The sequence below is a fragment of the Pseudomonas sp. LBUM1655 genome, assembly GCF_059716085.1.
In genome coordinates this window covers 2,939,509-2,950,509 of sequence record NZ_CP166801.1, presented here as the reverse complement: position 1 = coordinate 2,950,509, position 11,001 = coordinate 2,939,509, and the positions used below count along the sequence as shown (strand labels likewise).

Here is an 11,001-nt window from a genome sequence, read left to right as displayed (position 1 = left end):
TGGATGTTGCAGGTGCCGGCCTCATCGCGAGCAGGCTCACGCCTACAGGTTTTGCGCTGCGTCATACCACCACCTCTTCGGTGTCGGCATTGGTTTTGCCAAAGCGACGGCCCAAACGGTCGAAGTACAGGTAAATCACCGGCGTGGTGAACAGTGTCAACACCTGACTCATCAACAACCCGCCAACCATCACCAGGCCCAGCGGCTGACGCAACTCAGCCCCGGAACCGGTGGCCAGCATCAATGGCACCGCGCCGAACAGCGCGGCCAACGTGGTCATCAGGATCGGCCGGAAACGCAGCAGGGCCGCTTGATAGATCGCCTCCTCCGGCTCCATGCCCTGGTTGCGTTCAGCGTCGAGGGCGAAGTCGATCATCATGATCGCGTTTTTCTTGACGATACCGATCAAGAGAATGATGCCGATGATCGCGATCATGCCCAGGTCATTGCCGCTGAGCAGCAATGCCAGCAACGCGCCAACCGCCGCCGATGGCAGAGTCGAGAGAATGGTGATCGGGTGGATGTAGCTCTCGTAAAGCACGCCGAGCACGATGTACATGGTCACCACCGCCGCCAGAATCAGCAGCAAGGTGCTCGACAGCGACGCTTGAAAAGCTTCGGCCGCGCCCTGGAACTGGGTCTGCACGCCGACCGGCATGCCGATGTCTTTCTGCACTTGTTCGATGACGTCCACCGCATGCCCCAGCGCCACGCCCGGTGCGAGGTTGAACGACATCATCACCGCCGGGAACTGACCGATATGAGTGATCGCCAGTTGCGCCTGACGCTCCTCGACACGGGCCAGACTCGACAGGCGCACCTGCGCGCCGTCAGTGGTCTTGACGTGAATCTGATCCAGCGCCTGCGGGCCGATTCTTTCCCCCGCCTGCGCCTGCAGCACCACGCGGTACTGGCTGGCCTGGGTGTAGATGGTTGAAATCTGCCGCTGACCGAAGGCGTCGTACAACGCATCGGTGATGTTCGCCACCGAAACGCCGAGGCGCGAGGCCGCATCGCGGTCGATCACCAGATACACCTGCAAGCCCTTGTCCTGCAAATCACTGGCGACGTCGGTCAGTTCCGGGCGCTGTGCCAGCGCTTCGACCAACCGCCCGCTCCACTGGCTGAGCAGTTCTGAATCCGGCGACGACATGCTGAACTGGTATTGAGTACGGCTGACGCGGTCTTCGATGGTCAGGTCCTGCACCGGTTGCATGTACAGACGAATGCCGACCAGTTTGTCCAGTTGCGGTTGCAGTCTCGCGATCACCTCGGTGGCGCTGAGATCACGCTCGCCATGGGGCTTGAGATTGATCAGCAGACGGCCGCTGTTAAGCGTGGCGTTGTCACCATCGACACCGATGTAGGACGACAGGCTTTGCACTGCCGGGTCTTCAAGAATGACCTTGGCCAACGCCTGCTGACGCTCGCCCATGGCGGCGAAGGAAATCGACTGCGGCGCTTCGGAAATGCCCTGAATCACCCCAGTGTCCTGCACCGGGAAGAAGCCTTTTGGCACAACCATATAAAGGAACACGGTCAGCGCCAGTGTGCCAATGGCCACCAGCAGGGTCAGCGGCTGATGCTTGAGCACCCACTGCAAACCGCGACCATATTTGGCAATCATCCAGTCGATGCACGCGCCGCTGGCCCGGTAGAAACGGCCCTGTTCGTGCTCTTCGGGTTCGCGCTTGAGCAGACGCGCGCACATCATTGGCGTCAGGGTCAGCGACACCACGAGGGAAATCAGGATCGCCACTGCCAGCGTAATGGCGAATTCGCGGAACAGGCGCCCGACCACATCGGCCATGAACAGCAGCGGGATCAGCACCGCAATCAGCGACAGGGTCAGGGAAATCAGGGTGAAGCCGATCTGTCTGGCGCCCTTGAGCGCCGCTTGCATCGGACTGTCGCCCTCCTCGATGAAGCGCGAGATGTTTTCCAGCATCACGATGGCATCGTCGACCACAAAACCGGTGGCGATGGTCAACGCCATCAGGGTCAGGTTGTTGACCGAGAACCCGGCGAGGTACATCACGCCGAAGGTGCCGATCAGCGACAGCGGCACCGCCACGGAAGGAATGATCGTCGCGCTGAAACGGCGCAGGAACAGGAACGTCACCATCACTACTAGCGCGATGGCGATCAGCAACTCGTGCTGCACGTCGGTGACCGAGGCACGAATGGTCTGGGTGCGGTCGGTCAGCACGGTGACATCAAGACCGGCCGGCAGGTTGTCGGTGATGCTCGGCAGCAAGGCCTTGATCCGGTCGACCACTTCAATCACGTTGGCGCCAGGTTGACGCTGAATGTTGAGCAAAACCGCCTGATTCTGGTTGGCCCACGCGGCGAGGCGTTCGTTCTCGGCACCGTCGACGATCTCCGCGACATCCTTGAGCCGCAGCGGTGCGCCATTCTTGTAGGCGAGGATCAGGTTGGCGTAGTCCTTGGGCGACGTCAGCTGATCGTTGGCGTCGAGCATCGACACCCGCGTCGGGCCGTCGAAGTTACCCTTCGGCTGGTTGACGTTGGAGGCGCTGATCAGCGTGCGCACATCCGACAGGTTCAGGCTGTTGGCGGCCAGGGCCTCCGGGTTGACCTTGATCCGCACCGCCTGACGCTGGCCGCCGGCAATGCTGACCATGCCGACGCCACTGATCTGGGCGATTTTCTGCGCCATGCGCGTATCGACCAGATCATTGAGCTTGGGCAGGAGCATGGTTTTCGAAGTGATGGCCAAGGTCAGCACCGGGGTGTCCGCCGGGTTGACCTTGTTGTACACCGGCGGCGCCGGCAAATCGGTCGGCAACAGATTGGTCGCGGCGTTGATCGCGGCTTGCACCTGTTGCTCGGCGACGTCCATGTTGATGTCGAGGCTGAACCGCAGGGTCAGTACCGAAGCACCGCCGGAACTGGTCGAGGCCATTTGCGTCAGGCCCGGCATCTGCCCGAACTGGCGCTCAAGCGGCGCGGTCACGGCGCTGGTCATCACGTCCGGGCTGGCACCGGGATACAGGGTCATGACGCGGATGGTCGGGTAATCAACCTGAGGCAACGCCGACACTGGCAATAAGCGATAAGCGATCAGGCCGGCCAGGATAATGGCCAGCATGCTCAGGGTGGTGGCTACCGGACGGAGGATGAACAGCCGCGAAATGTTCATGCGCCCTTCTTGGCCTTGTCGGTGACAGCGGCGTCAGTCGGGGTGGCGGCGGACTTGCCTTGCAGGTGTTCGGTCGGCGTGGTTGGCACCTGGTTGCTGTCGTTGACCACTTCCACTTCGCTGCCTTCCTTGAGGCGGTCGGTGCCTTCCAGCACCACGCGATCGCCGGCGGCCAAGCCCTCGGTGATTACAGTGTTCTCGCCGTCACTGGCGCCGATCTTCAACGGGCGGATGGTGACTTTCTTGTCGCCTTCAAGCGCGTAGACAAAAGTGCCGTTGGTGCCGAACTGAATGGCGGCGGACGGTGCCAGCACCACGCCTTTGAGGGTGTCGGCCAGCAGGTGTACGTTGACGAACTGATTGGGGAACAGCGACTGATCGCGGTTTTCGTAACGCGCCTTGAATTTCAATGTGCCGGTGGCCACATCGATCTGGTTGTCGAGACTTTGCAGCACACCGGTCGCTTGCAGTTTGCTGTCGCCACGATCCCAGGCTTCGGCCGGCAGTTTGGCGCCGCTGCGATAGCGGGCGAGCACGGTTTCGAGGCTGTTTTCCGGCAGGGTAAATGCAACGCTGATCGGCTGGGTCTGGGTGATCACCGCGATGAACGTGGTGTCATTGGCCGTTACAAGGTTGCCCACGTCGACCTGACGCAGACCGACGCGACCGGCAATCGGCGCGCGGATCCTGGTGAATTCGAGATTGAGCTTGGCGTCGTTGACCGCCGCCTGATTGGTCTTGACCGTGCCCAGATACTGGCCGACCAGCGCTTCGGCGGTGTCCAGAGTCTGTTTGGCGATGCTGTCTTCCTTGTACAACCCGCGATAACGCTCGACATCGACCTGTGCGTTTTTCAGTTGCGCCTGATTCTGCAACAAGGTGCCTTCAGCTTGAAGCAAGGCGTTCTGGTACGGGCGCGGATCGATCTCTGCCAGCAAGTCGCCAGCCTTGACCATCTGCCCCTCTTCGAAATTGATCTTGACCAGCTCACCACCCACCCGGCTGCGCACGTTGATGGTGTTGAGTGCGGTCACGGTGCCCAGCGCCTTGTAATACAGCGGGAAGTCCCCCGTGACGGCCGGCGCCACCCGCACCGGAATCGGCCCGGTGCCGCCACCGAAGCCCGGTCGCATCATCCCCGAACGCCCGGCATGCCCGGCCGCTGCCTTGTCGGCGCCCTCTTTCTGGGCTGAACCGGCAGGCCAGAACTTCCAGCACAGAACGGCGATAACCAACAAGACAAGCAGGCTGATCAGCCAGCGACGGGAGTTGCGTGGGGACGATTGCATGGAGTGATTAACCATTGGGCGCGTGGGCTTCTTTTACGGGAGGCTGAACGATAAGCACTGATGGGGATTAAGCAAAGCAGCTTTACCGGCTATTTACCTTCAACTTACGTTTCAAGGTGTGTGAGGCAAAACACTGATACACAAATGAAAACGGCCTGGACAGGGCCAGGCCGTTAACAACTGTAAAGCGCTTGTTTCAGAACACTTACTTCAAGACGGCAAGTGCCGCTTCGTAATCAGGCTCTTCAGCGATTTCCTTGACCAATTCGCTGTGCAGGACATTGTCGTTTTCGTCCAGCACCACCACGGCACGGGCGGTCAGGCCTTTCAGCGGGCCGTCAGCAATGGCCACGCCGTAGTTCTCGATGAACTCGGCACCGCGCAGGGTCGACAGGTTCTGTACGTTGTCCAGACCTTCGGCGCCGCAGAAACGCGCCTGAGCGAACGGCAGGTCAGCCGAAATGCACAGCACCACGGTGTTGCTGATGTCGTTGGCCTGAGCGTTGAACTTACGCACGGAGGTCGCGCAGGTCGGGGTGTCGACGCTTGGGAAGATGTTCAGCACTTTGCGCTTGCCGGCAAAGTCTTTCAGGGTGACGTCGGACAGATTGCCGGCAACCAGAGAAAAGGCTGGCGCCTTGGAACCGGCTTGTGGCAACTGGCCGTTGACTTGAACCGGATTGCCTTTAAGGGTGACTTGAGCCATGACTTGAGTCCTTCTGAACGTTGTTTTAGAAAATCACGCAAGGGCCGAAGTTAACCACGAAATTGTTCGACAACCTATGCTTTGACCGAAATTGTCATGTGCCGAAACGCAAAACTGCATACAACTGCAAGTCCTGCGGGATCTTCGCGGACTTCGGGTCTGCATCATTTATTTAGAGTCCCTGTCGATTCGTGATGTGCCCATTCGACTAAGCAGTGAATCCCCCACACTCCACGGAGTTACCACTATGCGATTCATGATCCTCGTAAAAGCCAGCGCCGATTCCGAGGCCGGCATCATGCCCAGCGAAGAACTGCTTACCGCCATGGGCAATTTCAACGAAGAACTGGCCAGGGCCGGCATCCTGGTCGCGGCAGACGGCCTGCACCCGAGCAGCAAAGGCGCCCGCGTGCAATTCTCGGGTGATAAACGCACGGTAATCGACGGCCCCTTCATCGAAACCAAAGAGCTGGTGGCCGGTTACTGGATCTGGGACGTGAAGTCGAAAGAAGAAGCCATCGAATGGGTCAAGCGTTGCCCCAATCCCATGCCGGGCACCGACTCTGATATCGAGATTCGCCAGATATTCACCGCCGAGGATTTCGGCGCCGAACTCACCCCTGAACTGCGGGAGCAGGAGGAACGCGTTCGCGAGCAGGCCAAGAAGCCCTGAGCGCAGCTGAAACGCGCTTAACTGTAGGCGCTGTCGAGTGGAACGAGGCTGCGATCTTTTTATTTTGCTTTCGAAGACAAAGAATCGCAGCCTGCGGCAGCTCCTGCATTTGAATGTTTAAACTGCCTTGATGTTATCGGCGGATAATGCGCCCGAACGTTTATCTTTTGTCATGTCATATGAAATTTTTTGACCTTCATTAAGAGTTTTCAACTCTGACCGCTCAAGTGCGGAAAAATGAACGAACACATCTGAACTGCCATCGTCGGGCTGAATAAAGCCAAACCCCTTCGTTTCGTTAAACCACTTCACTGTTCCAGTTGCCATGATTGCCTCCCTTCTCCCATTTACGCGCAAGCCGATAATTTTGCGCAGCACCCAACCATCAAACCCCCATCCCCTCACCCCGACAACTGTCAAACCTGACAGGGTGTAAATATCTACAGCCCCACCCGCCCTGCGCTGGCCAAGCCCCGATTAGCTGCTAGCTTCAATCGAAGGTGTCCTGAAGGCTTTGGTAAAAACAGGATTTCTTATCAGCGGCACAGGCGTGCCGGCATCGACAATGCACACCAGAGAATCGTGACGTCATGGCGAAGAAAATGAGAATGCATGCATGGCTATTGGCGGCGGCACTTTTGCCGGCGATGACGTTTGTCAGTTGTGGCGTCGGTGCTTGAGTCTCGGATCCCAAGCCCTTAGGCATTGCCTCAGATCACGCCTGAGGCAACGCCTGCAGCATTGGCTTATTTGGACTTGAGCTTGAGATAAGACTGGTTCAGATCCGACGCCCAGCCATCGATCACGTTTTTCACGTCATCAGCCTTCATCACCTGCGATTCGTTTGCCAGCGGCTTGCCGGTGCCTTTGCGTACTACCTGAGCAACCACTTTGTTGTTGCCGCCATCAAGAAACACCGCCTCGGTGGCCAAGGTGGTTTCCTGATCACGAATGCCGCTGGCTGTGCTGACAGCCGCAGCCAGCAGCGCAACAGGGATCACTTCATAGGGTTTGAGGCCTTCGGTCTTGCTGCTGACGGCGGTGATCGCCGCACGCACCACCATCACACCAGGGCCTGGCCCGTTGGCCAATGGCAAAGACCTGCCGATTTCACGTTTGAGTGCCTGATCGTAGTAGCTGGTGATGCCGTTGAGAGTCTGCTGTGGAATCTTTGTGGTCGGTTGCGGCTGTGGATAGAGCTGGGTCGGTTCGATATAGACGCTGGTGAATTTATTAATGTCGGCTTTGGGGTCGATCCAACGCATTACCTCAGCACCGGAGGGTGACTTGGCCTCCTTGAGTTGGCTGTAGTCCTTGAGAAACCCGGAATACTCATCGGGAGCAACGGTTTTGCTGGAACAACCCACCAGTGCGAGAGTGGCAATGCACAGTGTGCCCATCATTACTGCTGGCTTCATGCTGTAACTCCTGTCAGAAGGCCTGGATTTATTGCGTAGGGGGGAGTTACAGGTATAGCTAAAACCTGAGCATTTGCGATGGCAAAACATAATCTTCACCCAAGGCTGGGCGGCGCATCACAACGGCCGAAGGCGCAGGTGCTTTTGCAGGGCTGGAAGAAGATGAACATGGGCGATCCGGCGTTGAAATAATCCCTGCTGCGCTACCTGCGGTGCCCCGTGCAGGAGCTGCCGCAGGCTGCGATCTTTTGATTGCAAAGACCAAGATCAAAAGATCGCAGCCGACGGCAGCTCTTGTAGGGTAAGTGGTTTACCAGGAAGACGTCTCGCCACTACGAAGCTTTATCTCGCGCCGGGTATTGGCGCGCATTGCCTTGTACAACGACACCGTCCCAACCAACAAAATCGCCGCACCAAACAGGAAGTCGATGTTGTACAGCCGGAAGTCCTCCACCGGCCCGATCAACAGCACCCGGACCAGCGCAACGCCCATCAAAGTGGCAAGGAAGTCGATCCCCGGCTCTTCGCGATAGAACACCAGCATCAACGGCAGGCACAGCACCAGCAGCGTCAACAACACGACGACCTTGAACGACCCCTTGCGCTCGACGCTGAACGCGCATTCGTGCGGGCCGTAGGCCTTGTAGTCTTCGTCGCGGATCATCGAGGTTTTCTCGTTGATGTAATCGACGCGGTTGTACTTCTGGATCGGTGTGAAGGTGTTGGACATCTCCATCAGCGTGGTGATGTTCTTGAAGCGCAGGTCGATGCGCTCGCTGCCCTTGAGGTAGTAGAGCACCGGTTTGTAGCCATAGCGGTAAGTGTCGAACGGAAACTCGGCGACTTGGCCCTGAACGCCGATCGGGCGAGGCTCAAGTTCGGCGTAGGCACTTTTGTTGGTGGCCGAGAGATTGCGGCTCAGTGGCTGAACCTTGACCTGCTCGAGGAAGATTGGCGTGACGCCGTAGGACCACTGCAACGGTTCCAGACGCAGGCGCAATTCGTTGCGGCTCAGGTCATAACGGTTGAAGGTGCGCTCGGACACCACCAGAGAACCGCTGAGCATGAACTCTCCGCGCAGGTTGTTGGTGACGCGCAAGGTCAGTTGATCCTTGCCCAGCAACGCCGCTTCGTTGGTCGGCGGAGTGCCGCACCACGCAGTGCTTTGGCCGGCCCCGCCAAGTTGGCCGTCGCGGTTTTCCTTGAATACATAAAAGTAACTGGCCCACAGCGTCAGCATCAAAAGCAACGCGGTGAGGCCCAGGATTTTCTTGCCCGGACTCACTGATCAGACTCCCTTCTTCGGTTCCATCGGCCAGCCGAAAACCCGCTGGCGACGGCGACTCTACCAAAAGGCCAGCATCGACCCAAGGAAAAATCCCCGATTCGTCGGCGCTCTAAGGGTTTCCCCTGCACCTGCAAAGGGTTAGCGGCGGCGGAATAACGGCCTTGGCTCGATCACCGAGCGCCCATACAGCACGCTCATCCCCGCCAGTCCTTTGAGCGCATCTTCGGCCGACTTGTCTTCGCGCACGGCAAAACTGTCGAAGCCGCATTGGCGCATATGGCTGAGTTGATCACGCAACACATCGCCAATCGCGCGCAACTCCCCTGCCCAACCGAAACGGCTACGCAGCAGGTACGCCTGACTGTAGGCACGGCCGTCGCGAAAACTCGGGAAGTCCAGCGCGATCAGCGGCAGCGATGCCAGCCACGGAATCAGGCTTTCCACCTCATCGTCCGGCCCCAGCCACACCGCGTGGGTGGACGGCGATTCCAGCCAATGAGCGAGCGGCAGAATCAACAACCCTGCGGGCCTTGGCGTCGACGGCTCACGCACCAGCATCCACGGATCATCCCTTTCAATCCGCGCCACGCCCTGCTCAAGTCGCAACAGATTGTTCATGCCGATACCTCCAGCACCTTCGGATAGACCCGCTCCTTGAACGGCTCCAGGCCGATACGTGTCAACGTATCGACAAACAATTCCTCGCTCTCGCGATAGCGCACGAAGGTACCGATGATCCGCTCGATCACCTGCGGCACTTCGGCGGCGCTGAAGGACGGGCCGATGACTTTACCCAGCGCACTGTGCTTGCCCTGCGCGCCACCGAGGGTGATCTGGTACCACTCGCTGCCGTTCTTGTCGACGCCGAGGATGCCGATATTGCCGATGTGGTGATGACCGCAAGCGTTCATGCAGCCGGAGATGTTCAGGCTGATGTCACCCAGATCATGCAGGTAATCGAGATTGTCGAAGCGCGCCTGAATCGCCTGGGCGATCGGGATCGACTTGGCATTGGCCAATGCGCAGAAATCCCCACCAGGGCAGGCAATGATGTCGGTCAACAAGCCGACGTTGGCCGTCCCCAGATTCAGCTCACACGCCAACTGCCACAGCGCATACAGATCGGCTTTCGGCACATCGGGCAGGACGATGTTCTGCTCATGGGCGATGCGAATCTCGCCGAAACCGAAACGCTCCGACCAGTCAGCGACCGCAAGCATCTGCAAGCCGGTGACGTCTCCCGGCGGCGCGGCCAGGCCCGGTTTGGTCGACAGCACGACGCTGGTGTAACCCTGCACCTTATGCGGCTGCACGTTACGCGCCACCCAACGGGCGAACGCCGGGCTCTCGGCCAGGTGCGTGCCGAAGTCCAGATCGGTATCCGCCAGCGTGCGATAGGTCGGCGGCACAAAAGCGCTGGCAACGCGTTGATACTCTGCGTCGGTCAACTGCGCCGGGCCGTCCTTCAGGTGTTGCCATTCCTCTTCGACTTCCTTGGCGAACGCCTCGATGCCCAACGCCTTGACCAGAATCTTGATCCGCGCCTTGTACTTGTTGTCGCGTCGGCCATGGCGGTTGTAGACCCGCAACACCGACTCGACGTAGGACAACAAGTGCTGCCACGGCAAACCTTCGCGAATCTGTAAACCGAGGATCGGCGTGCGCCCCAAGCCACCCCCTACGATCACCCGCAGGAGCATTTGCCCATCGCGGCCGGGGTAAAGATAGAGGCCGATGTCGTGCATCATGATCGCCGCCCGATCCTGCTTGGCCGAGCAGATGGCGATCTTGAATTTGCGTGGCAGAAACAGGAATTCAGGGTTGATCGTCGACCATTGCCGCAGGATCTCTGCCAGCGGGCGCGGGTCGATCATTTCGTCCGCCGCGACCCCGGCAAACGCTTCAGTGGTGATGTTGCGTACGCAGTTGCCGGAGGTCTGGATCGCATGCATGTTGACCTGGGCCAGGCGTTCGAGGATGTCCGGCACCTCGCTCAGCTCAATCCAGTTGAACTGCATGTTTTGCCGCGTGGTGAAGTGGCCGTAGCCGCGGTCGTAGTCGCTGGCGATGCTCGCCAGCGTGCGCATCTGTTCGGCGCTCAGCGTGCCGTAGGGAATGGCCACCCGCAGCATATAGGCGTGCTTTTGCATGTACAGACCGTTTTGCAGACGCAGCGGCAGGAACTCCTCTTCACTCAACTCTCCCGCCATGAAGCGCTCGACCTGATCGCGGAATTGCGCGACGCGCTCGAACACCAGTGCGCGGTCGTAATCGTCGTATTGATACATGCAGCGGCTACCTCATCAGGATTGTGCGCAATTCCTGTAGGAGTGAGCCTGCTCGCGATCGCGGTGTGTCTTGCACACCGCGATCGCGAGCAGGCTCACTCCTACAGTTTTCGTAGAGGCACTATGAAGGTACGGCGCAGGACGTTACAGATTCACCTGAATGTATAAAAACCATA

Annotated in this window: 9 protein-coding genes; 1 reads left to right on the top strand and 8 read right to left on the bottom strand. The window is 58.9% G+C overall.

Features of this window, described 5'->3' with window-relative positions; genetic code table 11:
• Window positions 1–61 precede the first annotated feature (61 nt).
• From ACA074_RS13235 to tpx, 3 genes are all read right to left on the bottom strand, one after another.
• Window positions 62–3,163: an MdtB/MuxB family multidrug efflux RND transporter permease subunit gene (locus tag ACA074_RS13235; protein ID WP_497679219.1), complete on the bottom strand. Its 3,102-nt coding sequence runs from the start codon at window positions 3,161–3,163 to the stop codon at window positions 62–64.
• On the bottom strand, window positions 3,160–4,467 hold the full coding sequence (locus tag ACA074_RS13230) for an MdtA/MuxA family multidrug efflux RND transporter periplasmic adaptor subunit (RefSeq protein ID WP_401265030.1): 1,308 nt from the start codon (window positions 4,465–4,467) through the stop codon (window positions 3,160–3,162). Before ACA074_RS13230 ends, ACA074_RS13235 begins: the two co-directional genes overlap by 4 nt.
• A 190-nt stretch (window positions 4,468–4,657) precedes the next feature.
• The gene (gene tpx, locus ACA074_RS13225; RefSeq protein ID WP_187678297.1) at window positions 4,658–5,158 is read right to left on the bottom strand and encodes a thiol peroxidase; all 501 of its coding nucleotides are present in this window, start codon (window positions 5,156–5,158) and stop codon (window positions 4,658–4,660) included.
• A gap of 247 nt (window positions 5,159–5,405) precedes the next feature.
• Between tpx and ACA074_RS13220 the strand changes: the two genes are divergently transcribed.
• Window positions 5,406–5,831 carry a YciI family protein gene (locus ACA074_RS13220; protein ID WP_497679218.1) on the top strand — a complete coding sequence of 142 codons (426 nt, stop codon included), beginning with the start codon at window positions 5,406–5,408 and terminating at the stop codon, window positions 5,829–5,831.
• A gap of 117 nt (window positions 5,832–5,948) precedes the next feature.
• Here the strand turns inward: ACA074_RS13220 and ACA074_RS13215 are convergent, their stop codons facing one another.
• From ACA074_RS13215 to nirA, 5 genes are all read right to left on the bottom strand, one after another.
• On the bottom strand, window positions 5,949–6,158 hold the full coding sequence (locus tag ACA074_RS13215; protein WP_489879808.1) for a cold-shock protein: 210 nt from the start codon (window positions 6,156–6,158) through the stop codon (window positions 5,949–5,951).
• Window positions 6,159–6,577: 419 nt separating this feature from the next.
• The gene (locus ACA074_RS13210) at window positions 6,578–7,249 is read right to left on the bottom strand and encodes a DUF3313 domain-containing protein (protein WP_497679217.1); all 672 of its coding nucleotides are present in this window, start codon (window positions 7,247–7,249) and stop codon (window positions 6,578–6,580) included.
• Between the two features lie 310 nt (window positions 7,250–7,559).
• A complete protein-coding gene (locus ACA074_RS13205; protein WP_489879807.1) occupies window positions 7,560–8,534 on the bottom strand; it encodes a hypothetical protein in 975 nt (324 codons plus the stop codon).
• 141 nt (window positions 8,535–8,675) lie between these two features.
• Window positions 8,676–9,155 carry a DUF934 domain-containing protein gene (locus ACA074_RS13200; protein WP_187678292.1) on the bottom strand — a complete coding sequence of 160 codons (480 nt, stop codon included), beginning with the start codon at window positions 9,153–9,155 and terminating at the stop codon, window positions 8,676–8,678.
• On the bottom strand, window positions 9,152–10,825 hold the full coding sequence (nirA, locus tag ACA074_RS13195; RefSeq protein ID WP_497679216.1) for a nitrite reductase NirA: 1,674 nt from the start codon (window positions 10,823–10,825) through the stop codon (window positions 9,152–9,154). Before nirA ends, ACA074_RS13200 begins: the two co-directional genes overlap by 4 nt.
• Between the last annotated feature and the right edge of the window lie 176 nt (window positions 10,826–11,001).

Bases quoted from the DNA above. Each gene is read 5' to 3' on its own strand.
- ACA074_RS13235 (WP_497679219.1), bottom strand. From the start codon at position 3,163: ATGAACATTTCGCGGCTGTTCATCCTCCGTCCGGTAGCCACCACCCTG.
- ACA074_RS13230 (WP_401265030.1), bottom strand. From the start codon at position 4,467: ATGGTTAATCACTCCATGCAATCGTCCCCACGCAACTCCCGTCGCTGG.
- tpx (WP_187678297.1), bottom strand. From the start codon at position 5,158: ATGGCTCAAGTCACCCTTAAAGGCAATCCGGTTCAAGTCAACGGCCAG.
- ACA074_RS13220 (WP_497679218.1), top strand. From the start codon at position 5,406: ATGCGATTCATGATCCTCGTAAAAGCCAGCGCCGATTCCGAGGCCGGC.
- ACA074_RS13215 (WP_489879808.1), bottom strand. From the start codon at position 6,158: ATGGCAACTGGAACAGTGAAGTGGTTTAACGAAACGAAGGGGTTTGGC.
- ACA074_RS13210 (WP_497679217.1), bottom strand. From the start codon at position 7,249: ATGAAGCCAGCAGTAATGATGGGCACACTGTGCATTGCCACTCTCGCA.
- ACA074_RS13200 (WP_187678292.1), bottom strand. From the start codon at position 9,155: ATGAACAATCTGTTGCGACTTGAGCAGGGCGTGGCGCGGATTGAAAGG.
- nirA (WP_497679216.1), bottom strand. From the start codon at position 10,825: ATGTATCAATACGACGATTACGACCGCGCACTGGTGTTCGAGCGCGTC.